The sequence below is a fragment of the Afipia carboxidovorans OM5 genome (assembly GCF_000218565.1).
Classification (GTDB): Bacteria; Pseudomonadota; Alphaproteobacteria; order Rhizobiales; family Xanthobacteraceae; genus Afipia; species Afipia carboxidovorans.
Window position 1 is genome coordinate 1,440,707 of the sequence record NC_015684.1, and the last position, 22,790, is coordinate 1,463,496.

The following is a 22,790-nucleotide window of genomic DNA, read 5'->3' on the forward strand; positions in this document are numbered from 1 at the left end:
ACCTCATAACCCACACGTTTAAGAAAGCAGTGCGGGCGTTGCCTCTCTGGCAGCGTGCCGCGCCGCTTTCGGCGAAATGAAGCGGATGCCGTGACGTTGCGCCATGCTGCGCACGCCTGAAACGGTACGATTGAGGGCAGCCGCCGTCCGATAATGCGACGCGCCCGCGTCCGCATAGTCCTTCAGCTTTTTCAACTCGTATTCAGACCATACTTTCGAGCTCTGTCGAGTCATGCAGCGTTCCTCATAGCGGTTTGGGTGATTGCCAAGACAACGGTGGGCCTTTGGCTTGGTTGCATCGTCGCCGTTTGCAATGTTTTTCGTCTCGTCAGGAACGATTTCAATCCGGCCACTTTTGCCTGAACGAACCGTCCCTCGGCGTCTCAAACGCCCGACCATGCGGCGTGTTCCGCCCGCATGGAGCGCGCGGAAAATGCGTATAGCGCATTGAAAACCCCCAATCCGCCGGACTTTCCCCTCACTTGTGGCAGTGAGGTGGACGCATTTTTAAAGCACAACCTTCAGAACGATTAACATGGGTTATGGAACTGCCTCGTCAGGAACTGGCATTCCGGGGAACCGTTGGCCTTACGTCAACGGAATCGGAGCAGAGGCAAGAATGGAAGCCGGGCGGCCCTATACGAGATTATTGCGTCGGCTGGACAGCATCGTGTCTCTGGCGGAAAGCGACAGGTACGCTATCACCAGACTGCCGATGACGGTGAAGAACTGCGCCAACGGGCAGGACGTCGCCCGGGAGGGCGACATCAGCACCCAGTGCATCCTGGTCCTCGATGGTTATCTGTTCCGCCACAAGCTCGCCAACGGCTCGCAGCGGCAGATCATGTCGTTTCATGTGCCGGGCGACATTCCGGATTTGCAGACGCTGCATTTGCCGAAGCTCGATCATACCGTCACCGCGCTCGGCGGGACGGTGATCGCGTTCATCCCGCATGCGGCCTTCAAGGACATGCTCGAGGGATCGCCGCGGCTCACCCATGTGTTCTGGCGGGAATCGCTGGTCGATGCCGCGATCTTCCGCGAATGGGTCATCAACGGCCGGCGCGATGCCATCAGCCGGGTCGCGCACATGATCTGCGAACTGATGGTGCGCCTGCAGGCGGTCGGCCTCGCCCGCGACATGGCGTTTACGATTCCGTGGACGCAGTCCGATGTCGCCGATGCCGCGGGCATTTCGACGGTGCATACCAACCGCGTAATTCAGGAATTGCGGCGGCTCGGCCTGCTGGAATGGGATTCCCGGCTGATCCAGATCCGCAACTGGGAGGGGCTTGCGACCCTCGGCGATTTTTCCGACGACTATCTGCACCTGCGCAAGAGCGAGGCCACGAGCGTGGCGAGTGCCTTGAGTTAGCCGGGTGCCTCGGCCTCGTGCGCGCCGAGTGCGGCTTCCGAGGGGGCACAATGGCCGGCGGTGTCGTCCTTTGGCCGACATTGCGACGGTCTGCCGGACATTCGCAGCACGTCATTTACATCGCATTTACCAACACGCGCTTTGCGGTAAAACGTTAAGCAGCAACACACCTCTCGCTGCTAGCCTCGTTGGTCTCGATCGCAGCGACTCCCCGAAATGCTGAGAATTCTCAACTGCCTGCAAACCCAACATGACTGGAGACTGGTTCTCCTGGCGGCTGGTGTTTGCGTGCTGGCGAGTATTGCGACGATCAACATGTATCAACGCGCGCGCGCGAACAAGGCGAAGTCCCGCCTGTTCTGGACGCTTGCGGCCGGCCTCGTTTGCGGTTGCGGCGTGTGGTCGACGCATTTCATCGGAATGCTCGCTTATTCGCCCGGCGTTCCGATCACGTTCGATTTCACCATGACAATGGTGTCGTTCGCGGTCGCGGTCGTGATGATGACGGCCGGATTCGTCGCGGCAATCTACGGCGAGCGGACGTGGTCGTCGCTGGTCGGCGGCGTGATCGTCGGCATTGCGATTTCGGTGATGCACCATCTCGGCATTGTCGCGCTGCGGATGTCGGCCGATATCGTCTGGATGCCGGATCTGCTGGTGCTGTCGGCCGTCTGCGGCATCGTCTTCAGCACGCTGTCGCTGTTTACGGTGCGGCAGGGCACCGCCATCACCCATAGCGGCATTGCAGCCGCACTGCTCGCCACCGCGACGTTGTCCGATCATATCATCGCGGTGAGCGCGATCGGGCTGATCCCGGATATCAACACCGTTTCGGACGAAGCCGGGCTTTCGCCGATTGTGCTGTCGATCAGCGTTGCGTCGATGATGGTGGCGATCGTGATCGCCTGCCTGATCGGCGCGATTTCGGATCGCCGCAGCCGCCGGCACATGAACGAGCGCAACATTCAGCTCAATGCCGCGATCCAGAACATCATGCAGGGTCTGTGCATGTTCGGGCCGGACAATTGCCTGCAGCTCTGGAACGACAAGTACGTCTCGATGTACCGGATCGCGCCCGAGGATATCCGTGTCGGCGCGACCGTCGAGGAATTGTTCGCCGCGCGCAAGAAGGCGGGTACCATCGTCAAGGAGCTCGATTTCTATTCCACGCGGCTGTGGGATTCGGTGAAGAACCGCGAGTCCGCGCGCTGGGTTCTCGAACTGGTCGACGGCCGCACCATCAGCGTCGCGTATCAGGCGATGGAGAATGGCGGCTGGGTCGGCACCCATGAGGACATCACCGAGCAGCGCAAGAGCGAAGCCCGCATTCAGTATCTCGCCCAGCACGACTCGTTGACCGGTTTGTTCAACCGCGTCGCCTTCAACGATCACGTCCGCAAGGTCTGGCAGAAGGCGGCAGCCCAGAAGCATCCGTTCACGATCCTCAGCCTCGATATCGACCGCTTCAGCGAGATCAACGACACCTACGGCCACAGCACGGGCGACGCATTTCTGCGGGAAGCCGCGCGGCGTCTGCAGGCCGCCTGCGGCAGTGCGTTCATCGCCCGCCTCGGCGGCGACGAGTTCATGATCGTATCCTCGGAGGGCGAGCAGCCCGCGCGCGCCGGCGATATCTGCACGCGGGTGCTGACCGCCTTCGAGATGATGTTCAACATCGACGGTCATGCGATCCACAGCGGCTGCACCGTTGGTGTCAGCATCTATCCGCAGGACGGCGAGGATATCGAAACGCTCATCAGCAATGCCGGCGTCGCGCTCTATCGCGCCAAGAAGGAGGAGCGCGGCTCGATCCGTTTCTTCGAGCCGGAGATGGACAGGCAGCTTCGCGAGAAGCGCGTGATGCTGCACGATCTCGACCTCGTGCTCGAGAACAAGCAGCTTGAACTGCATTTCCAGCCGCAGGCGGACCCCGACGGCACACCGTTCGGATTCGAGGCGCTGGTGCGCTGGCGTCATCCGGAAAAGGGGCTGGTGCCGCCGGGCGTTTTCGTGCCGCTCGCCGAGGAGACCGGCGCGATCGTGGCGATCGACGAATGGATTCTGCGCAAGGCCTGTCAGGAGGCCGCGAGCTGGCCGAAGCCGTTGTCGATTGCGATCAACGTCTCGCCGATGAGCTTCCAGCACAACGATCTGCCGGGCCTCATCCACTCCATCCTTCTGGAAACCGGCCTCAACCCGAAGCGGCTCGAGATCGAAATCACCGAAGGCGTGCTGGTGCAGGATTTCTCCCGCGCCTGCTCGATCCTGCGCCGGATCAAGAACCTCGGCGTCCGGGTTGCGATGGATGATTTCGGCACCGGTTATTCGTCGCTGTCGTATCTGCAGTCGTTCCCGTTCGACAAGATCAAGATCGATCAGGCGTTCGTCGCGCAGATCAACAAGAACGTGCAGTCCTCCGCGATCATCCGTGCGATCATCAGCCTCGGCGAGGCGCTCAATCTCGGCGTCATTGCCGAGGGCGTCGAGACCGAGCTGCAGCGGGATTTCCTCGCCGATGCGGGATGCTTCGAGATGCAGGGCTACCTGATCGGCCGCCCGCAGCCGATCGCTGCTTATGCCGGTATCGTCGGCCGCCCGCCCGAGACGTCAAAGACGGCGATGGTCGGGTAGCGCGCCTCGTCATGCGCGGGCATAGCCGTTCGAAGAACGGCGTCGCTTCCGCTCGCCTATGACCCGCGCATCCATCTAAAAAGAAGAGTCTCCTTATAAGAAGATGGATTGCCGGGTCGAGCCCGGCAATGACAGCAGGGCGCGTTTCTATCCCAATAGAACCGCGCTCGCGTGCCCGATCCTCACTGATGCCCTGACACGCGATGCGGAATGTAGGGCGCCTCCAGCGCCTTGATTTCCTCGTCGGTGAGATTGAGCGACAGCGCCGCCACCGCATCGGTCAGGTGCTGCGGCTTCGAGGCGCCGATGATCGGCGCGGTGACGCCGCGTTTCTGGATCACCCAGGCGAGCGCGACCTGCGCGCGCGGCACGCCGCGTGCCTTGGCGATGCGCGCGACTTCCGCGACGATCTGTTTGTCGGCGTCGACGGCCTGCGTGTAGAGCGTGCGACCGAACACGTCGCTCTTGGTGCGTTCGCTGACGTCGTCCCACTCGCGGGTCAGGCGGCCGCGCGCAAGCGGGCTCCACGGCACCACGGCGATGCCCTGATCGAGGCACAGCGGCAGCATCTCGCGCTCCTCCTCGCGATAGAGAAGATTGAGATGGTCCTGCATGCTGACGAATTCGCTCCAGCCATGCAGGCGCGAGGTGTAGAGCGCCTTGGCGAACTGCCATGCGTGCATCGACGACGCGCCGATATAGCGCACCTTGCCGGCGCGAACGATGTCGTTCAGCGCCTCCAGCGTCTCCTCGATCGGCGTGTCGTAGTCCCATCGGTGGATCTGGTAGAGGTCGATGTAATCGGTGCCGAGTCGGCGCAGGCTGTTGTTGACCTCGGTGAAAATCGCCTTGCGGGAAAGGCCGGCGCCGTTGGGCTCGTCGCGCATCCGCAGGCAGACCTTGCTGGTGATGATGACCTCGTCGCGGCGGGCGAAATCCTTCACCGCGCGGCCGATGATTTCTTCCGAGGTGCCGTCGGAATAGGTGTTGGCGGTGTCGAGCACGTTGATGCCGAGTTCGAGCGCCTGCTTGATGAGCGGCCGGCTCGCGTCCTCCGGCATGGTCCAGGGGTGCTGGCCGCGATCCGGCGTGCCGTAGGTCATGCAGCCGAGCCACAGGCGCGACACCTTCAGACCGGTTTTGCCGAACTTGACGTATTCCATGGACAGCCTCGTACTTCGTCTATGTCAGAAAGGGAGAATGCGGCGGTCGCCGCGGCCGCATTAAAGCATAGGGATGCGACAAGCGGCGCTCAAAATCTTGCGTGCCGACAGCCACGGAAAAAGTGATCTTTCGCAAAGCGCGCTCGTTCACTGAACGAGATCAAGCCATTCCGGGGCCGACCGTTGCGCGCCGCGCAATGCTGTCGGCGGTAGTATCTTAACGGACGATTTTACATTTTATGCCATGTCTGAACCGTGGGTTTGGCGGCCATTTGCCGGCAATGGGCTGAGGCGGCGTTCTTCCGAGCGCCTTTCGTTTCCGAAGCTGCGAAGGCTTTGCCTTCCGCCATTGCTGCAAGCGGCCTGCGCACAACCTGCACGGAATTTGAAGTGAGCGGATTGTTGTCCGCAAAGCATGCGTCGTTGTCGCAAAGGAGCGGCTACAGGTTTCAGTTTTGTGTTCGCTTATACTTGAAGGGACGGATATGCTGGGCTGGGTCAAGAAATTCAACATTTTCGCTTGGATCAAGCACGTCGGGTTGTCCTGGAAGGCGCAGATCGGACCAGGCTTGATGGTTGTCGCCATCGTCGGGATCGGCATGTACGCGCTCTCGACGCTGCAATCCAACCAGACCGCCGCCGATGACCTGATGTCGGGGCCGGTGCGGCAGGCGGAGCTGATGAATGAGCTCACCGCCATGACGTGGGCCGCTCACGCCAATCTCTATCGTCTCACTGCAACCGCCGCGATCGAAACCGACGCCAAGCATATCGAGAGCTATGCGCTCGATGCCTCGGCCTCGCTCGGCCGCGCATCCGATGCGCTGGCAGCGCTTGAAATCACCGTGCTGCAGCCGAGCTCGTCGTTTACGCCCGCCGACTACGCCCACCTCAAGGACGCGGTCAACGCCTACCTCGAAAAGGGCAAGGTGATTGTCGAGAAGACCGGCGCCATGGGCGCGGACCCTCATTTCACCAAGGAAGCGGAAGAGCAGTTCGCCGTGGTCTCGCGTCAGGTGTCGGATCTGATGATGGCGAGCGGCAACCGCAAGAGCATCGAGATCGGCAATTCGCAGGTGCGCCTCGAGGAGCAGCAGTTCACATTGCAGGTGGTGCTTGCCGTCGTGTCGCTGCTCGGCGTGCTGTTCGCCTTCTTCATCGGGCGCAGCATCTCCAAGCCGGTCGTCGCGATGACCACGGCGATGCGTGAGCTTGCCGCGGGCGATCTCACGGTGCAGTTGCCGGGCCTCGATCGTGGCGACGAAGTCGGCAAGATGGCGCGCGCGGTGGAGGAATTCAAAATCCAGGCCGTGGCGAAGGCCGAGGCCGAGGCGGTGGAGCGCGAGTCGAAGAACCGCGAAGCTGCGTCCGCACGCAAGGCCGAGCTCTATACGCTCGCTGAAACCTTCGAGAGCGCGGTCGGCAGGATCATCGAACACGTCAGCTCGGCATCGAGCGACCTTGAAGCCTCTGCGGAGGTACTGACCAAGAGCAGCGTTGCGACGCAGGAGCTCAGCGCCGTGGTGGCGAACGCTTCGGAAGAAACCTCCAGCAACGTCCAGTCGGTTGCCTCAGCGACCGAGGAGATGGCGGCGTCGGTGTCGGAAATCGGCCGTCAGGTCGCGGATTCCAACCAGATCGCATCGGAAGCTGTGGCGCAGGCCCAGCGCACCGACGAGCGGATCAGCGAACTGTCGCAGGCCGCGAGCCGGATCGGCGACGTCACCATGCTGATTACGACGATCGCGAGCCAGACCAATCTCCTTGCGCTCAACGCCACCATCGAGGCGGCGCGCGCGGGCGAGGCCGGCAAGGGCTTTGCGGTGGTCGCGCAGGAGGTGAAGGCGCTGGCCGCCCAGACCACCAAGGCGACCCACGAAATCAGCACCCAGATTGCAGCGATGCAGTCGGCCACGGAAGAGTCAGTGGTTGCGATCAAGGAGATCGGTGGCACCATCGGCCGTTTGTCGGAGATCGCAACGATCATCGCGGCTTCGATCGAGGAGCAGGGCGCGGCGACGCAGGAAATCGCCGTGAGCGTCCAGCAGGCGGCGGTCGGCACCTCGCGTGTCGCCACCAGCATTGCCGACGTGCATCGCGGCGCGGGCGACACCGGTACGGCATCCTCGCAGGTGCTCTCGGCCGCGCAGTTGCTCTCGAACGAGAACAAGCGGCTGAAGGCGGAAGTCGCGAAGTTCCTGGAGACCGTCCGGGCCGCGTAAGGCGGCTCGAGGGTCACTAGTTTGGAGTATTTTCGTTTTATTGGAAACGCGATCTGTCATTGCCGGGCTTGACCCGGCAATCCATCTTCTTGAGCAAACTCTTTTTTGATGGATGCGCGGGTCAAGCCCGCGCATGACGATTCCGAGTAAGTCTAAAACGTTCCAAGGCGCGCGGCTTTACGCGCGCAGGTTCGCCGCCTCGCCGATGGCGGCGTAGATCCGATCGATGTCGCCCTGCGTCACGCAATAGGGCGGCATTACATAGATCGTATTGCCGAGCGGCCGTATGAGCAGGTCGTGCTCATTGAAATAGGCCCAGAGGCGGGGCGTGATGTCGGCGAGATAACCGGCGTCTTCAACCTTCAGATCCAGCGCGGTGATGGTGCCGCAGCGGCGCACATTCGTAAAACGCGGATCGTCGCGGAATGTCTCGAGCGCGCGCTCCTGCATGGTGCAGAGCGCGTCGATGCGCGTGCGAACGGCGCTATCATCCCACATCTTCAGGTTCGCAAGCGCCGCCGCGCAGGCGACCGGATTGGCCGTGTAGGAGCTCGAATGGTAGAAGGTCTTGGTGCGATCCGTTGAGTAGTGGGCATCGAAGATCGAGCGCGTGCACAATGTCACCGCGAGCGGCAGCGCGCCGCCGGTAATGCCCTTCGAATAGCAGACGATGTCCGGCGTGATCCCGGCCTGTTCGCAGGCGAACAGCGTGCCGGTGCGGCCCCAGCCCGTCATCACCTCGTCGGCGATGAACAGCACATCGGCCTCGGTGCAGATGCGCCGCATTTCCTTGAGGGTTTGCGGCGAATACATCAGCATGCCGCCCGCGCCGAGCACCAGCGGCTCGACGATGAGCGCGGCCGGGCGGTTGCGGCAGGCCCGCTCCAGCGCGTCGAGCGTGTCCTGCTCCTTGCCTGCGGCCGGAAAGGGGATGCAATCGACGGAAAACAGCAGCGGCTCGTAGGCCGCGTTGAACACGCCGCGCGCGCCGACCGACATCGTGCCGATGGTGTCGCCGTGATAGGAGTGCTCCATCACCACGATGCGCTCGCGCGGCGCGCCGGTGTGGCGCCAGTAGCCCAACGCCATCTTGATCGCGACCTCGACGCAGGTCGAGCCACTGTCGGAAAAGAAGACGTGCGAGAGCCCTTTGGGCGAGAGCCCGATGAGCCGCTCCGCCACCTCCTCGGCGGCCGGGTGCGTCTGCCCCGCGAAGATGATCTGGCTGAGCCGCGCCGCCTCATCCTGAATAGCGCGCACGATATTCGGATGGCAATGCCCGTGCGTTACCACCCACCACGACGCGATGGCATCGAGGATGCGGCGGCCGTCGTCGGTGTAGAGGAACGCGCCCTCGGCGCGCACGATGGTCGGGAAATCATCGTAGAGCGCATGCTGCGTGAACGGGTGCCAGACCGGCGATTGCGTGGGTGAGGTCATGCGGTGAAGTCGGACAGATTGAACGAGGTGATGAAGGCTGCGCGCAACGCCTCGGGCGTGAGTGGGGAGAGCGGCGGCAGGCGGCCGAGATGGCGCACGCCGCCGATCTTGCAGATGATGCGCTCGCTCTCGGCATAGTCTTCGCCGATAAACGCGATACCGACGAGCGGAATGTCGCGCCGCTTCACCGCCTCGATCGACAGCAGCGAGTGATTGATGGTGCCGAGCGTGGTGCGTGCGCAGAGCACGAGCGGCAGCTTCCAGCGCGCGAACACGTCGATGAAAAGCGTATCCTCGTTGATCGGCACCATCAGCCCGCCGGCCCCTTCGATCACCAGCGGCCGGTCCTTCGCAGGCGGCGGCGTGAGATCATTTGTATCGATCGTGATACCGTCGATCCGCGCGGCATAATGCGGGGAGGCGGGCGTGTTGAGGATGTAGCGCTCGGGCAGGATGCGCTCGGGCGGGAGGCCGCTCAGGCGTGCGACGCGCAATGCATCGGTGCCGTCATCGCGGCCCGCCTGCACCGGTTTCCAGTAATCGGCATCGAGCGCGCCCGCGAGCGCGGCGCTGAAAACAGTTTTCCCGACATCGGTATCGGTACCGCTGACAACAAGGCGCGTGCTCATGCCGGCAGTGTGTGCGCTTCTTCCGCGAGCGCTGCAAGCATTGATTGGAGATCGTCGGCGCTGGCGTTGAGCGTCAGCGAGATGCGTAGCCGCGCGGTGCCCGCAGGTACCGTCGGCGGGCGGATGCCGCGAATGTCGAACCCGCGATGTTGCAGGGCGGATGCGAGCGCCATGGTGCGGTCATTATGGCCGACGAGGTAGGGAATGATCTGCGTGCCGGACGGCGTCCAGCCTTGCGCGCCGATGATGCGACCTGCGAGCGCGATCAGATCGTGCAGCCGCTCCCGACGTTCCGGCTCCTCGCGCAGGATGTTCAATGCCTCGCCGACCGCAACTGCCATCAGCGGCGACGGCGCGGTGGCGAAGATGAAAGGCCGGCTGCGGTTGACGAGAAAATCTCGCAGCAGTTTTGTTGTCAGCACCAGCGCACCGGAGGCGCCGAGTGCCTTGCCGCAGGTGTGAACCGCGACGACATTGGCGCGGCCTTCAAACGGCGCGGAAAGCCCGCGCCCGTCGGGGCCGAACACGCCGGTCGCGTGCGCTTCGTCGATATAGAGAAAGCCGTCGTGCCGGTCGGCGATTTGCATCAGCTCATCGAGCGGCGCGATATCGCCATCCATCGAATAGATGCTCTCGACCGCGATCCATGGCCGGCCCTTGCCGCCATTGGCGCGCCAAGTGCGGATCGCATCTTCCACTGCGCCCGCGTCGTTGTGGCGCGACTCGACAATTTCGGCGCGGCTCGCCTTGGCGCCTTCGCGCATGCTCGCATGCGAAAGCTCGTCCATGATGAGCAGATCGCCGCGCTGGGGCAGGGTGCTCAGCGCCGCGAAGTTCGCGCTGTAGCCCGCGCCGAAATAGAGTGCGTTCTCGGCCTTGAAGAACGCCGCCGCCTGCGCCTCGAGCTGTTCGTGCTCCGCGCAATTGCCGCGTAAGAGGCGCGAACCGCCCGCGCCGATCGGCGTGCCGGCATCGATGGCGGCGATCACCGCCTGGCGCAGCCGCGGCGATTCCGCGAGCGCAAGATAATCGTTCGAGACGAAATCGATGCCCTGGCGCGGATGCAGGCTGCGCAGTCGCGCGTCGCGCGTCAGCGCGTCCAGCGCGCTCCTGTAGCGCTCGTCGACAGATGGCATATCGGAGGGGAGGGACGCCAAGGGTCACCGCTTCGGTTGGTCCGGGCGCTTGTAACATGCCGGGCAGGGGGCGTCAGCGGCGCAGATTCCGCGCGACATTATTTTCGGTTTTGTCTAGAGCGTGATCGCTTTTTGCAACAGAACCGACGGAACGACCCATGGAAGAACTCAACGGCCGGATGATCGCCTGCCAGATCCTGATTACGGGACTGATCGCGCGTGTCGCCAACGAGCAGCGTGATCCGCTGCGCTTTCTCACCGACTTTCGCGACGAAATCCGCGCCGTGGTCCGCGGCGTCAATATCGCCGGTACTCCCAATGCCGATGCGATCCGGCGCACCGCGCAGGAGACGGTCGATGAGATGTTTTCACTGATGAAGCCGCCGAGCGAGGATGCCGATCCTTCGCAAAGCCACGAGTGAAAGCCCTGAGTATCTCAAGTTTAGAACGATTAAAAACTTGGAGCACTCAAACTTAAAAGGTGCTTCCGATCTGCCTCTTTTGAGGGATTCAAAAGGAAAAGCATCGGAATAAAATTGATTGCGCAGTTCCCGAGTCCTATGAGCGACTAGACAAAAGGTCGCACAGTCAAAGTGACGCGACCGACTCTGGATTTGGGGCAAGAGACATGAATGGGGTGAAGGCGCCGCGCTCGTTGCGGACATTGAAGACTAGTGCCTGTGGGGTTTCAGCAGGAAAAGTGACGTCGATTGCGGGGCTTATCGCGGTTGCGTCGGTGTCGGGGGCGGAAGCTCAGCAGGCCCAGCCGCAACCGCAGCCCCAGTCGCAATTGCCTGCGGTGACGGTCGATGCGCCCAAGCCGCGTGCCACCCGCGCCAGGCCCTCGGCGGACCAGAGGCGTGCCACTGCAGCATTGCGCCGGGCCGCGCGGCGCCAGCAGCAGACCCAAGTGCAGCCGGTGCCGTATCCGAACGCAGGCCAGTTGCCGCCGGATGCAGATCCTTATGCGAACCCGAACGCGCCCTATCAGGCGACGCGGGTGCAATCGAACAAGTTCAGCGAGCCGCTCATCAACACGCCGAAGACGATCACCGTTCTCACCAAGGATGTGCTCGAGGACAAGAACGCAACCACCCTGCGGGAAATCGGCCGCAGCACCGCGGGCGTTACGCTCGGTTCGGGCGAAGGCGGCAACGCGTTCGGCGACCGTTTCTTCATCCGCGGCTTCGATGCGCGCAGCGACGTCTTTATCGACGGCATTCGCGATCCGTCAGTGAGCATCCGTGAGAATTTCTTCACCGAGCAGGTCGAGATCCTGCGTGGCCCGGCGTCGTCCTACGCGGGGCGCGGCACCGCAGGCGGCGCAATCAACATCGTCACCAAGCAGGCGGGCGACAGGAATTTCTACAACGCCGAGACCACGTTCGGCACCGACCGCACCAAGCGCGTAACGCTCGATGTCAATCAGGTCATCAACCCGACCCTGTCCATGCGCGCGGGCGGCCTGTTTCAGGATGCAGGTGTCGCCGGCCGCAATTATGTCGAGGACAACCGCTGGGGCGGGTTCGCGGCGTTGAAATGGACGCCGACCGAGAACGTCAAGGTGACGGCGAATTACGTTCACACCGATCTCAGCGGCCTGCCGGATTTCGGCATTCCTTATTACCGGCAGGGCAACGTGCCGGTGACCGAGGTCGGCGTGCCGCGCGGCACCTGGTACGGTTTCGTCAATCGCGATTACACCAAATCGACGCAGGATTTCGGCACGGTGGCTGCCGAGGTGCAGGTCAACGACAGCCTGACGCTTTCGAGCCGCGTCCGCGCCGCACGCTCTGTCCTCGACTATATCGGCACGCTGCCGCAGGGGCCGAACACCACCGATCCGGACCCGCTGAAGTGGACTGTCACCGCGAGCGCGCAGAGCCGCTATCAGGTCACCGACGTTCTCGCCAACCAGAACGACGCGACCTTCAAGTTCAACACCGGCGCGTGGAAGCACACGGCAATCTTCGGCGCCGAATTTTCCCAGGAGAAGATGTCGGTTGATCGCTACAGCGGTCTGACATCGGAGGTCGGCGGTTCTGATCCCTTCACGTCTTCGGGAGCACTCCAGAACCAGTCGATCTTCTATCCCGCTTACAACCAATGGCCGTTCACGGGGTCGCCGACGCTGGTCGGCAATCCGCTCAAGCCGACGATCAATACCAAGGGCGTCTATCTGTTGGACACCGCCAACTATAACGATGTTCTGATTCTCAATGGCGGTATCCGTTACGACGATTACGACATCCACACGCAGAACAACACGGCATCGAACTCAGCTCACGACGGTCTGTTCAACTACAATGTCGGCGCTGTTTTGAAGCCGGTGCCGTTCGCAAGCGTCTATGCGGCCTATGCGACGTCTTCCAATCCGATCGGACAGGAGATGGATGCTGGCGGCGCTGATTATGGTGGCCTCAGCCCGACGCTGCCGACGGGCCAGATCCTTGGCCCCGAGCGCAACAAATCGGCTGAGGTCGGCACCAAGTGGGAGCTGTTCGACAAGAAGCTGCTGGTGACGGCGGCGCTGTTCCAGACCACGAAGGACAATGCCCGTGAGACCGTCAGCAACGTCCTTCAGGGCGGTGGTGCCTATCGCATCCAGGGTATCGACCTCGGGGTCGGCGGCAAGATCACCGACAGGTGGAGCATCTTCGGCGGCGTGGTGCTGATGGACTCCAAGGTCACGAAGTCCGCGATAGCCAACAATATCGGCCTCAAGCTTGCCAACGTCGCGCATGAGTCCTTCAGCCTGCTGTCGAAATACCGGTTCGACAACGGTTGGGAACTGGGCGGCCAGGCGATCTATCGCTCGAAGGTCTATGGCGGCACGCTCGCGGCCAGCGTGGGCACGGAACTGCCAAGCTATTGGCGCTTCGACACCTTCCTGGAAAAGAAGATCGACAAGAACGTGACCGTGAAGCTCTATGCCCAGAACATCTTCAACAAGCTCTACTACGACACGCTGTACCGCAGCGCTGCGCCGTTCGTGGCGGTTGCGCCGGGGCGGGCGGTCTACGTGATGACGTCGGTTAAATTCTAGACCTATTCTATCTTTGCGAAGCCGAAAAATCGGCCTCGGAGAATGACTTATACCGGGCCTTGGGACATACAAGGCCCGGTATGCATATGAGTTCGCCATGTTGATCTGCATCCCCGATATTCTGGACAAGGCCGAGGTCGCAGACTTCCGCCGCGTCATGGATGCAGCCGAATGGGAAGACGGCCGCTCGACCGCCGGGGCGCAATCCGCCATGGTGAAGCGCAACGAGCAACTGCCGCCTGACAGCGATGTCGCGCGCGCACTCGGCCAGCGTGTTCTCAGCGCGCTGACACGCAGTCCGCTGTTTATTTCCGCAGCGATTCCGCTGCATATCTTTCCGCCGCTGTTCAATCGCTATGCGTCCTCCAACGGCCACCATTTCGGTGTCCATGTCGACAATGCGGTGCGCGGCGATCGTCTGACGGGCCTGCGCATTCGCACCGATCTGTCGGTGACGCTATTTCTGTCGGAACCCGAGGATTATGACGGCGGCGTTCTCACCGTCGAAGACTATTACGGCTCTCACGAGGTGAAGCTGCCTGCGGGGCACCTCGTTCTTTATCCTGCGTCTAGTTTGCATCTGGTGACGCCGGTGACGCGCGGGACCCGGGTTGCATCTTTTTTCTGGCTGCAGAGCATGGTACGCGATGCACACGCGCGTAGCATGATTTTCGATCTCGACACGGCCGTGCAGGCCCTCGTCGAACGGCTGGGTCGGGACGACCCGGAAACGGTCAAACTGACCGGCATCTATCACAACCTCATTCGCTACTGGGCTGACGTATGAAAACCATTCGCTTGATGACGTGCCTTTCCATTGTCGTCTGTGTGGCAGGCGCCGTACCCGCGCTGGCCCAGCAGGCTGCTCCTGCGCAGCCGGCGGCAAGCGCTCCCGCCGCGAATGCGCCCGCAACGGAGGCCGCTCCATCGACCCCCGCAGCCGCGCCTGCCGCGACTGAGGCTGCACCGGCGCCGACCGCGCTGCCTGCGGCGGAGGGGATCGTGAAAGAGGCGGTGGTGCCGCACGACCTGTCCCCCTGGGGCATGTTCATGCAGGCCGATATCGTCGTGAAGCTGGTGATGATCGGCCTGGCGTTCGCCTCGCTGCTCACCTGGACGATCTGTTTTGCGAAACTGCGCGAACAGTATGTGATGCAGAAGCGCCTCAAGGCGGCGCTGCGTGCGGTCTCGAACTCGCGCACGCTCGCGGAGGCGCGGATGGCGCTCGGCTCCGGCAAGACGGTGCTGTCGTCGTTCCTCGCGATGGCGGTTCATGAACTGCGGATGTCATCGGGCATCGTCGGCGATGCCGGCATCAAGGAGCGCGCGGCTTCGCTGTTCGCCGAAGTCACGCGCAGCGAAGCGCGGCGGATGCGCCTCGGCATGGGCGTGCTCGCAACGATCGGCGCGACCGCGCCGTTCGTCGGCCTGTTCGGCACCGTCTGGGGCATCATGAACAGCTTCATCGGCATTTCGAAATCGCAGACCACCAACCTCGCCGTCGTTGCGCCCGGCATCGCGGAAGCGCTACTCGCGACCGCGCTCGGCCTCGTCGCGGCGATCCCGGCGGTGATCATCTACAACCACTTCACCCGCGTCACCCGGCGCTACATGGAATACGTCAACCAGGCTTCGGGCTCGGCAGGGCGTCTTCTCTCGCGTGACCTCGACCGCGGCCATGGCTCTGCGGTTTCCCACGCGGCCGAATAACGGAGACGGTTGTGGGCGTTACGTTCAACGATGTCGATGATGGCGACGATCTCGGCGAGACGCACGAGATCAACGTCACGCCGTTCATCGACGTCATTCTCGTTCTTCTGATCATCTTCATGGTGGCCGCGCCGCTCTCGACCGTCGATCTGCCGGTTGATCTGCCGTCCTCCACGGCGACGCCGACCAAGAAGCCGGACAAGCCGACTTACGTCACCATCAAGTCCGACCTCGCGGTCGCGATCGGCGAGACGCCGGTGAAGCGCGTCGATCTCGTCAATGCGCTCGATGCGGCCGGAGAGGGCAAGAAGGATCGCCGTATCTTCCTGCGCGCGGATCGCGCCGTGTCCTACGGCAACATGATGGACGTGCTCGAAATCCTTCGCGCCGGAGGATATCTGAAGGTCGCGCTGGTGGCGCTCGAGGGCGTGCCTGACAGCGCCGGCACCGCAATCCCGGCGGCGGACGCGAAGCCGCAATAGTTCGGACGTGCAATGTTCTTGACCCGCCTGTGGAATGACTCCTCGCACCGCGTATGGGTGCTTGCGGCGATCGCGGCGTTGGTCCTGCATGGCGCGGTCGCGGCGGTTGCGGTCGCGAGCTTTTCCGGCACCGAGGATGACGAAGAACTCGGCGCGGCCGGCATCGAGGTCGGCCTCGAATTTCTGGCGCCGCGCGGCGAGATAACCGATCTGCCGCCGGGGCCGGATACGGAAGCCTCCGCGGCCTCGCCTGAAGTGGTCGAGCAGAAGGCGGAAGTGAAAGAGAGCGACCTGCCGCAGGAGAAGCCGGTCGAATCCGAGGACCCTGATCGCGTGGTGTCGCCGGACAAGGCGACCGATCCGAAGGAGAACGATCCGAACAAGGCGGCGAGGCAGCAGACCGCTTCGACGGAATCGGTGGCCGCCGAGGCAACCGCAATGCCGACCTCCGAGGCCGCGCAGCAGTCGGATCGCTCCATGACGCTGGCGCAGGGCACCGGGGCCAGCAAGCAGCGCATCCGCGCGACGTGGCAGAAGGAGCTCGTCGCTCATCTCGACCGTCACAAGCGCTATCCGGCGGACCGCTCGGACGTCAGCGTCAAGATCATGGTCAGCTTTGAAATCGACCGGACCGGCCGCCTGATTGCCACGACCATCGCGCAAGGCTCGGGTGATCCGGAATTCGATCAGGCGGCGCTTGCGATGCTCAAGCGTTCCGATCCCGTGCCCGCGCCGCCGCCGCTCGTGGCCGACGAAGGGCTGACCTTCACGCTGCCGGTTGTGTTCCGCGCACGCGGCCAGAAGAAGTAGATCGGTGTTTCGGCATCGGGCGGTTTAGCGTTTCGGATTGCCTTCAGATCACTTTACATTCTGACACAAGCGTTCGCATTCAGTGCCGATCTGAAAAACGTTCATCGAGTGCAAGCAACGATTGCAATCTGCTCCCTCTCCCCGTTGGGGAGAGGGTCGGGGTGAGGGCTCTAAATGCCTCGATTAAATATCTAGTCCCCCTCACCCGGCGCTGCGCGCCGACCTCTCCCCGCCGGGGAGAGGTGAAGGGAATATTGCTGCCGGATCGGATAAGTGGCTCCGCACAATAATGACAGAAGCTAAATCCCGTTAGCTTGCCTTGCGGGTGCGGGCCTTTGATCTCGCCGGTTTCCGCGCGGTGCGGGCCTGTGTCTTGACCGGGCGGCGTGCGGATTTGGCGTTGCCCTTGAGGCTTTCGCGCAGCGCATCCATCAGGTTGATGACATTGCCGCTCTCGCGCGGTGCGGCGGGCGCCTTGATCTTCTCGCCGGAGCGCTTGCGTTCGATCAGGTCGGCGAGCGCGGCCTCATAATGATCCTCGAAATGTTTGGGATCGAAATCGGCCGCCTTGCTCTCGACGATGTGGCGGGCGAGGTCCAGCATTTCCTTGGTGACTTTGACGTCCTTGATGTCGTCGAAATATTCGGATTCGTCGCGCACCTCATAAGGAAAGCGCAGCAGCGTGCCCATCAGCCCCTTTTCGAGAGGCTCCAGCGCAATGATGTGCTCGCGGTTGGTGAGCACGATGCGGCCAAGCGCCATCATGTTCATGGAGCGGATGGTTTCGCGGATCACCGCATAGGCGTCATGCCCGACCTTGCCGTCGGGGACGATATAATAGGGGCGGATCAGGAAGCGGTTGTCGATCTCCTCGCGCGGCACGAACTCGTCGATGTCGATCGTGTGAGTCGATTCCAGAGCAATATTGTCGAGTTCGTCGTCGCTGACCTGGATGTAGGTGTCGGTGTCGACCTTGTAGCCCTTGACGATGTCCTCGCGCTCGACTTCCTCGCCGGTCTCGGCATCCACCTTGGCGTATTTGATCCGATGCCCGGTGTTCTTGTTGATCTGGTTGAACCGGATCTTGTCGGACTCCGATGTTGCGGGGAACAAGGCGATCGGACAGGTGACGAGAGACAGCCGTAGGAAGCCCTTCCAGTTCGCGCGGGGCGCCATGTCTTAACTCCGGGTTACGCAACACCAGCCTGTTCAATGGAGTGTTCACCACATCGTTCCAAAGATTTTGGCGGAAGACCGGGAGCCGCCGCGCCCATGGCCGAAAGCGAGACGGAATTTTACCCAATATCAACGGGTTCCACATTTGTTCCGCCACATTTGGGGTGAGTCTCCGCCACGTTATTGCCTTGTTTACGCTACGGTTTTTGGGGGTTCAGTGTGGTCTTTGCGCTACAGCATTTTGTCTCGGCGCGTGATCAATAGCGATCATTCAACTTGGGATGTCTGGAGACGAAAATGCACAAGCTTCTTCTTGCAGCGACGATCGCAGCCCTGAGCTCGACGTCAGTGTTTGCTGCGGACCTGGCGGCACGGCCCTATACGAAGGCTCCGCCGGCTCCGGTCGCGCCGATCTACAACTGGACCGGCCTCTACATCGGTGCTCAGGTTGGCGGTGCCTTCCAGGGCAGCAGCGGCTTCGTCACTGACGATCCGCTCGTGACCGGTAACCGTGACGACTCCTCGTTCCTCGGCGGCGGCGTGCTCGGCGCCAACTACCAGTTCTCGCCGAACTGGGTGCTCGGCATCGAGGGTGAGTTCAACGGCCTGTCGAACAACCGCTACACCTTCACGGATGGCTTTGACGGCATCCGCGTCAAGAACGACTGGCTGGCTTCGGTCACCGGCCGTCTCGGCTACACCTGGGGTCCTGGCATGATCTACGCCAAGGGCGGTGTCGCGTTCCGCGACAACGGCGGTATTGCTGCCACCACGCCGTTCCTGGTCAGCCGCGACACCACCGGCTACACCGTCGGTGCGGGCCTCGAGTACATGTTCGCTCCGGCCTGGTCGGCGAAGATCGAGTACCAGTACTACGACTTCGACCGCACCGCGCTCACCTTCGGCACGCTGCCGAGCACGGTCAGCTACCGCGACGACCTTCACACTGTGAAGGCTGGCATCAACTACCACTTCAATTGGGGTGGTCCGGTTGTGGCCCGCTACTAAGACACGCTGATCGCATCCGCGATCTGACGGAAAGGCCGGCTCTCGCAGCCGGCCTTTTGCGTTGGGGGGCGTAATGTGCGCCGTGAACGCGCAGTCGCGATGGGACTTCCACGCCGGTTCGGGCGAGGGTCCCGCTTTGATAAAAGCAAAGCGGGACCCTAGCTTATTATTTTGACGCGTTTTCTTCACGCGAAGCGGTTTCCACTTCGCTCGAAAACGCCCTGGAGAGGCCCGGAAACGAAGCGGAGTATCATGAAGCCGTTGGTCTCGCTCGATGACGCGCTTGCGGGTCTGCTCGAAGGGCTCGCTGCCGTGCAGGAGATATCCGTGCCGGTTGTGGAAGCGGTGGGCTCGATCGCTGCCGCGATGGCGCCGCTTGGCGTGGGCGTGCCGCAGCAAGACACGGCGATGCGCGACGGTTGGGCGCTGTCCTCGCGCGATCTCGTCGGCGCAACCTCCTACGCTCCCGCATTCCTGCCAAACCCGCCGCTCTGGATCGAGGCCGGGCAGCCGATGCCCGAGGGATGCGATTGCATCGTCGATCCCGATCTCGTCGAGGTAAATGGTCCGCTCGCACAGGTCACAGGCGAGGCGAGTCCCGGAGCCGGTGTTCGCCGCGCCGGTGGTGATATCGCGCAAGGAGCGAGCATCATTGCGCCGGGCAGCGTCGTGCGGCCGCTCGATGCGGCGCTTGCGTGCGCGGCCGGTCTTTCCGGCATCGCCATTCGCAAGCCGCGCGTGACTATCGTCGACGTCGTGTCGTCGACCGACAAGGCGGTGACCTCGGATTTCATCGCCGCGCTTGCGCGCCGGGCCGGTGCGGCGGTTTCGCTTCGACGCATGGAAAACCGCAATATGGCCACATTAGTCGCCACGCTGGAGACCGAGGCGGATCTGCTTGTTTTCATTGGCGGAACAGGCGAGGGCCGCGATGACAACGTTGCTGCCGCAATTTCGTCGCGCGGCGCATTATTGGCCCACAGCATTGCGATCGCGCCGGGCACGACAGCGCTGACCGGGCGCATGGGAGGCTTGCCGATTCTGGCGTTGCCGGGACGACTTGATCAGGCACTCTCGGCCTGGCTTCTGCTGGCACTGCCGGTTCTTGCGCGGTTGTCGGCGCGAAGCGAGCCACCATCTCTGTCATTGCCGCTTGTTCGCAAGATTTCGTCCGCGCCGGGCATGGCCGAGATCGTGCTATTGAAGCGCGACGATATGCGCTGGATGCCGCTCGCAATCGGCGATCTGCCGTTGTCCCTGATCGCGGAGGCTGATGCATGGCTGGTGGTGCCGGGCGAGAGCGAGGGATATGCCGCCGGCACGATATGTCGCGGTTTTGTGTTGGAGGGGTATGTCTGACGTGACCGACCTGTCGTCATCTTTGCCCGGCGATCAGGATCAGTTCCTGACGATCCTGTCGCGCGAGGAAGTGCTGGCGCGTTTCGAGGACGCTTTGTTTCCGCGCTCACTGCCGGTCGACACGGTGCCACTTGCGGACGCACTGTCGCTTGCGCTTGCAACGGACGTGATGGCGCCGATCGATGTGCCGCCGTTCGATCGATCTAACGTCGATGGGTTTGCGGTGCGCTCGGATGATCTCGCGCAAGCAGGCGAGGGCGCCCCGGTCCGTCTTGCTTTGAATAATGAAACGATTGCTTGCGGCACAGCGCCAAAACAGATCGTGCAGCCCGGCACGGCAACGCCGATTGCGACCGGTGGTCCGATTCCGCGCGGCGCCGATGCGGTGGTGATGGTGGAGCACACCCAGCCGCTGGCAAACGATGCGATCGAAGTTCGCCGCGCGGTTTCGCCCGGGCAGTTTATTTCCTATGCGGGCTCGGACATCGCGCGCGGCGAAGTGCTGATGCACAAGGGCACGGTGATCGGCTCGCGGGAAATCGGAATGCTCGCGGCCTGCGGCATTGCGCGGGTCAATGTCGTGCGCCGCCCGGTGGTCGCGGTGATCTCGACGGGTGACGAACTGGAGCAGCCCGGCACGCCGCTGCGACCCGCGGCGGTCTACGACACCAACGGCCCCATCGTCACCGCGGCGATTGCGGAGAATGGCGGCAATCCGATTTTCATGGGCTCCTATCCGGACGAGGAGGACGTGCTGGAGCAGGGCATGCGTGCTGCGCTTGCGCGCGCAGATATGCTCGTACTGTCCGGTGGCACCTCGAAGGGTGCGGGCGACCTTTCGCACCGGATCATTCCGCGGCTCGGCGCGCCCGGAATCATCGCGCATGGTGTCGCATTGAAGCCCGGCAAGCCGCTGTGCCTTGCGGTGTGCGACGGCAAGCCGGTCGTTATTCTACCGGGCTTTCCGACCTCGGCGATGTTCACGTTCCACGATATCATTGTGCCGGTGCTGCGCCGCCTTGCAGGCCTGCCGCTGCGGACCGACACGACTGTGGAAGCGACGGTGCCGGTGCGGATTGCTTCCGAACTCGGCCGCACCGAGTTTGTGATGGTCTCGCTGGTGGAAGGCGCAGACGGCGAGTTGATCGCGTATCCGACGGGCAAGGGCTCCGGCGCGATCACGTCCTTCGCGCAGGCTGATGGCTTTCTGCGCATCGAGGCGCTTGCCGATCAGATGCCGGCCGGCACCAAGACCGACGTGACGCTGCTTACACCGCATGTGCGCGTGCCCGATCTCGTCATCGTCGGCAGTCATTGTACGGGACTCGACGTCGTCACTGCGCCTGTCGTGCGCGAAGGATTGTCGGTGCGTTCGATTTCAGTTGGCAGTCTTGGGGGATTGGCGGCAGCGCGACGCGGCGAATGCGATCTCGCACCGATCCATCTCTTCGCCGACAAGACCGACACCTACAACACGTCGTTCCTGGCGCCGGGTCTGACGCTTGTGCCCGGCTATCGCCGCATGCAGGGCATCGTATTTCGCCCGGGTGATGCGCGTTTCGAGGGCAAGACGCCGGAGGCTGCTGTGGCAGCGGCGCTCGCGGATGCCTCCTGCCTGATGGTCAACCGCAATCAGGGTGCAGGCACGCGCATTCTCATTGATCGTCTGCTTGGCGATGCGCGGCCCGATGGTTACTGGAATCAGCCGCGCTCTCACAATGCGGTGGCGGCGGCTGTCGCGCAGGGACGCGCCGATTGGGGCGTGACGATTGCGCCGGTTGCGAATGCGGCAGAACTTGGTTTTCTGCCGTTGACCGAGGAGCATTATGACTTTGCGCTGGTGGATGCCCGTGCGAAGCGGCCCGGCGTGAAAGCGTTTCTGGCCTCGCTCCACTCTGATGAGACGCGCAAGGCGCTCGAGAAGGCAGGCTTTCGTCCGGCGTAATCAGCCACCGTCGAGCGCGGCAAGGCGCGTGGCCTCTTCGAGGTCGGTGGCTTCGTTCGCATTGAAGAACGGATCGAGCGGCTCCGTCGGCCACGACGCCTGCGCAAGACGAAAGCGGCGAACGAAGGCATGTACCTTGCGGAAATCTTCCACCGTCAAGGCATGACGGATCGCGTGGCGCAGTTCGATATCCCAAATCGCGATGATGGGGTGCATCTGGCCGCCGGATACGGCCACGGTGACTTCGGCATCGTTCTTGCGACGGGCCTGATGAAGGCGTGCGACGAGATCGCGCGGCAGAAACGGGCAATCGCCCGCGCTGGTGAAGACGTAACGCATGCCGGGCCGATTTTCCGCCACCCAGTCGAGGCCTGCGAGAATGCCTGCGAGCGGCCCCGCAAAGCCTTCCACGCTGTCCGGCACGACCGGCAGGCCGAACGCAGCGAAGCGCGCCGGATCACCATTGGCGTTCAGGATCAATCCGTCGCATTGCGGAGTGAGGCGCTCGATTGCCCGTGCCAGAATGGTGCGGCCGGCAATTAGCCGCATCGGTTTGTCGCCTCCACCCATGCGGCGGGCGAGGCCGCCGGCGAGCAGCACGCCGGGTGTGGCGGGATAGCCGTCCTCTATCGTGCGATCAGGTGACATGATTTCCTGC

19 protein-coding genes are annotated in these 22,790 nt (G+C 62.8%); 12 read left to right on the forward strand and 7 right to left on the reverse strand.

Going from position 1 to position 22,790, the window contains the following annotated elements; genetic code table 11:
* Nucleotides 1-18: 18 nt before the first annotated feature.
* The gene (locus OCA5_RS06745) at nucleotides 19-399 is read right to left on the reverse strand and encodes a hypothetical protein (RefSeq protein ID WP_013912984.1); all 381 of its coding nucleotides are present in this window, start codon (nucleotides 397-399) and stop codon (nucleotides 19-21) included.
* Between the two features lie 271 nt (nucleotides 400-670).
* Between OCA5_RS06745 and OCA5_RS06750 the strand changes: the two genes are divergently transcribed.
* On the forward strand, nucleotides 671-1,375 hold the full coding sequence (locus tag OCA5_RS06750; protein WP_244396068.1) for a Crp/Fnr family transcriptional regulator: 705 nt from the start codon (nucleotides 671-673) through the stop codon (nucleotides 1,373-1,375).
* Between the two features lie 288 nt (nucleotides 1,376-1,663).
* Nucleotides 1,664-4,006 carry a bifunctional diguanylate cyclase/phosphodiesterase gene (locus OCA5_RS06755; protein ID WP_244405982.1) on the forward strand — a complete coding sequence of 781 codons (2,343 nt, stop codon included), beginning with the start codon at nucleotides 1,664-1,666 and terminating at the stop codon, nucleotides 4,004-4,006.
* A gap of 182 nt (nucleotides 4,007-4,188) precedes the next feature.
* Here OCA5_RS06755 and OCA5_RS06760 read toward each other — a convergent pair whose 3' ends face one another.
* Nucleotides 4,189-5,169 carry an aldo/keto reductase gene (locus OCA5_RS06760; protein ID WP_012563868.1) on the reverse strand — a complete coding sequence of 327 codons (981 nt, stop codon included), beginning with the start codon at nucleotides 5,167-5,169 and terminating at the stop codon, nucleotides 4,189-4,191.
* A gap of 485 nt (nucleotides 5,170-5,654) precedes the next feature.
* Here OCA5_RS06760 and OCA5_RS06765 point away from each other — a divergent pair, with 485 nt between their 5' ends.
* Nucleotides 5,655-7,391, forward strand: coding sequence for a methyl-accepting chemotaxis protein (locus OCA5_RS06765; RefSeq protein ID WP_012563866.1), 1,737 nt, complete (start codon nucleotides 5,655-5,657; stop codon nucleotides 7,389-7,391).
* Nucleotides 7,392-7,568: 177 nt separating this feature from the next.
* Here the strand turns inward: OCA5_RS06765 and OCA5_RS06770 are convergent, their stop codons facing one another.
* From OCA5_RS06770 to OCA5_RS06780, 3 genes are read right to left on the reverse strand one after another with little or no spacing between them, the layout of a single operon-like run.
* The gene (locus tag OCA5_RS06770) at nucleotides 7,569-8,831 is read right to left on the reverse strand and encodes an adenosylmethionine--8-amino-7-oxononanoate transaminase (RefSeq protein WP_012563865.1); all 1,263 of its coding nucleotides are present in this window, start codon (nucleotides 8,829-8,831) and stop codon (nucleotides 7,569-7,571) included.
* Entirely contained in the window at nucleotides 8,828-9,460 is a 633-nt protein-coding gene (gene bioD / locus OCA5_RS06775) for a dethiobiotin synthase (RefSeq protein WP_012563864.1), read from the reverse strand. The genes OCA5_RS06770 and bioD overlap by 4 nt, the downstream gene beginning before the upstream one ends.
* Nucleotides 9,457-10,596, reverse strand: coding sequence for an 8-amino-7-oxononanoate synthase (locus OCA5_RS06780; protein WP_012563863.1), 1,140 nt, complete (start codon nucleotides 10,594-10,596; stop codon nucleotides 9,457-9,459). The genes bioD and OCA5_RS06780 overlap by 4 nt, the downstream gene beginning before the upstream one ends.
* A gap of 158 nt (nucleotides 10,597-10,754) precedes the next feature.
* On the opposite strand from OCA5_RS06780, the gene OCA5_RS06785 reads away from it, so the two are divergent.
* The 6 genes from OCA5_RS06785 to OCA5_RS06810 all read left to right on the forward strand — a co-directional run bounded on the left by OCA5_RS06785 (nucleotide 10,755) and on the right by OCA5_RS06810 (nucleotide 16,644).
* Nucleotides 10,755-11,018 carry a hypothetical protein gene (locus tag OCA5_RS06785; protein WP_012563862.1) on the forward strand — a complete coding sequence of 88 codons (264 nt, stop codon included), beginning with the start codon at nucleotides 10,755-10,757 and terminating at the stop codon, nucleotides 11,016-11,018.
* Between the two features lie 206 nt (nucleotides 11,019-11,224).
* Nucleotides 11,225-13,642, forward strand: coding sequence for a TonB-dependent receptor (locus OCA5_RS06790; RefSeq protein WP_013912986.1), 2,418 nt, complete (start codon nucleotides 11,225-11,227; stop codon nucleotides 13,640-13,642).
* Nucleotides 13,643-13,739: 97 nt separating this feature from the next.
* Entirely contained in the window at nucleotides 13,740-14,429 is a 690-nt protein-coding gene (locus OCA5_RS06795) for a Fe2+-dependent dioxygenase (RefSeq protein WP_012563860.1), read from the forward strand.
* Complete coding sequence (exbB, locus tag OCA5_RS06800; protein WP_012563859.1) at nucleotides 14,426-15,352, forward strand: tonB-system energizer ExbB; 927 nt, start codon at nucleotides 14,426-14,428, stop codon at nucleotides 15,350-15,352. Before OCA5_RS06795 ends, exbB begins: the two co-directional genes overlap by 4 nt.
* An 11-nt stretch (nucleotides 15,353-15,363) precedes the next feature.
* A complete protein-coding gene (gene exbD / locus OCA5_RS06805) occupies nucleotides 15,364-15,834 on the forward strand; it encodes a TonB system transport protein ExbD (protein WP_012563858.1) in 471 nt (156 codons plus the stop codon).
* A 12-nt stretch (nucleotides 15,835-15,846) separates the two neighbouring features.
* Nucleotides 15,847-16,644: a TonB family protein gene (locus OCA5_RS06810; RefSeq protein WP_012563857.1), complete on the forward strand. Its 798-nt coding sequence runs from the start codon at nucleotides 15,847-15,849 to the stop codon at nucleotides 16,642-16,644.
* A 309-nt stretch (nucleotides 16,645-16,953) separates the two neighbouring features.
* Here the strand turns inward: OCA5_RS06810 and ku are convergent, their stop codons facing one another.
* Nucleotides 16,954-17,820: a non-homologous end joining protein Ku gene (gene ku / locus OCA5_RS06815; protein WP_012563856.1), complete on the reverse strand. Its 867-nt coding sequence runs from the start codon at nucleotides 17,818-17,820 to the stop codon at nucleotides 16,954-16,956.
* 297 nt (nucleotides 17,821-18,117) lie between these two features.
* Here ku and OCA5_RS06820 point away from each other — a divergent pair, with 297 nt between their 5' ends.
* The 3 genes from OCA5_RS06820 to OCA5_RS06830 all read left to right on the forward strand — a co-directional run bounded on the left by OCA5_RS06820 (nucleotide 18,118) and on the right by OCA5_RS06830 (nucleotide 22,132).
* Nucleotides 18,118-18,828 carry an outer membrane protein gene (locus OCA5_RS06820; protein ID WP_012563855.1) on the forward strand — a complete coding sequence of 237 codons (711 nt, stop codon included), beginning with the start codon at nucleotides 18,118-18,120 and terminating at the stop codon, nucleotides 18,826-18,828.
* 252 nt (nucleotides 18,829-19,080) lie between these two features.
* Nucleotides 19,081-20,187, forward strand: a complete 1,107-nt coding sequence (locus tag OCA5_RS06825) for a molybdopterin-binding protein (protein WP_012563854.1) — start codon at nucleotides 19,081-19,083, stop codon at nucleotides 20,185-20,187.
* On the forward strand, nucleotides 20,180-22,132 hold the full coding sequence (locus OCA5_RS06830) for a molybdopterin biosynthesis protein (RefSeq protein ID WP_013912987.1): 1,953 nt from the start codon (nucleotides 20,180-20,182) through the stop codon (nucleotides 22,130-22,132). The genes OCA5_RS06825 and OCA5_RS06830 overlap by 8 nt, the downstream gene beginning before the upstream one ends.
* Here the strand turns inward: OCA5_RS06830 and mobA are convergent, their stop codons facing one another.
* On the reverse strand, nucleotides 22,133-22,780 hold the full coding sequence (mobA, locus tag OCA5_RS06835) for a molybdenum cofactor guanylyltransferase MobA (protein WP_013912988.1): 648 nt from the start codon (nucleotides 22,778-22,780) through the stop codon (nucleotides 22,133-22,135).
* Nucleotides 22,781-22,790: the final 10 nt, after the last annotated feature.

Bases quoted from the DNA above. Each gene is read 5' to 3' on its own strand.
- mobA (WP_013912988.1), bottom strand. From the start codon at position 22,780: ATGTCACCTGATCGCACGATAGAGGACGGCTATCCCGCCACACCCGGC.
- bioD (WP_012563864.1), bottom strand. From the start codon at position 9,460: ATGAGCACGCGCCTTGTTGTCAGCGGTACCGATACCGATGTCGGGAAA.
- OCA5_RS06760 (WP_012563868.1), bottom strand. From the start codon at position 5,169: ATGGAATACGTCAAGTTCGGCAAAACCGGTCTGAAGGTGTCGCGCCTG.
- OCA5_RS06820 (WP_012563855.1), top strand. From the start codon at position 18,118: ATGCACAAGCTTCTTCTTGCAGCGACGATCGCAGCCCTGAGCTCGACG.
- OCA5_RS06810 (WP_012563857.1), top strand. From the start codon at position 15,847: ATGTTCTTGACCCGCCTGTGGAATGACTCCTCGCACCGCGTATGGGTG.
- OCA5_RS06780 (WP_012563863.1), bottom strand. From the start codon at position 10,596: ATGCCATCTGTCGACGAGCGCTACAGGAGCGCGCTGGACGCGCTGACG.
- exbB (WP_012563859.1), top strand. From the start codon at position 14,426: ATGAAAACCATTCGCTTGATGACGTGCCTTTCCATTGTCGTCTGTGTG.
- OCA5_RS06830 (WP_013912987.1), top strand. From the start codon at position 20,180: ATGTCTGACGTGACCGACCTGTCGTCATCTTTGCCCGGCGATCAGGAT.
- OCA5_RS06795 (WP_012563860.1), top strand. From the start codon at position 13,740: ATGTTGATCTGCATCCCCGATATTCTGGACAAGGCCGAGGTCGCAGAC.
- OCA5_RS06765 (WP_012563866.1), top strand. From the start codon at position 5,655: ATGCTGGGCTGGGTCAAGAAATTCAACATTTTCGCTTGGATCAAGCAC.
- ku (WP_012563856.1), bottom strand. From the start codon at position 17,820: ATGGCGCCCCGCGCGAACTGGAAGGGCTTCCTACGGCTGTCTCTCGTC.
- OCA5_RS06770 (WP_012563865.1), bottom strand. From the start codon at position 8,831: ATGACCTCACCCACGCAATCGCCGGTCTGGCACCCGTTCACGCAGCAT.
- OCA5_RS06790 (WP_013912986.1), top strand. From the start codon at position 11,225: ATGAATGGGGTGAAGGCGCCGCGCTCGTTGCGGACATTGAAGACTAGT.
- OCA5_RS06825 (WP_012563854.1), top strand. From the start codon at position 19,081: ATGAAGCCGTTGGTCTCGCTCGATGACGCGCTTGCGGGTCTGCTCGAA.
- OCA5_RS06745 (WP_013912984.1), bottom strand. From the start codon at position 399: ATGGTCGGGCGTTTGAGACGCCGAGGGACGGTTCGTTCAGGCAAAAGT.
- OCA5_RS06785 (WP_012563862.1), top strand. From the start codon at position 10,755: ATGGAAGAACTCAACGGCCGGATGATCGCCTGCCAGATCCTGATTACG.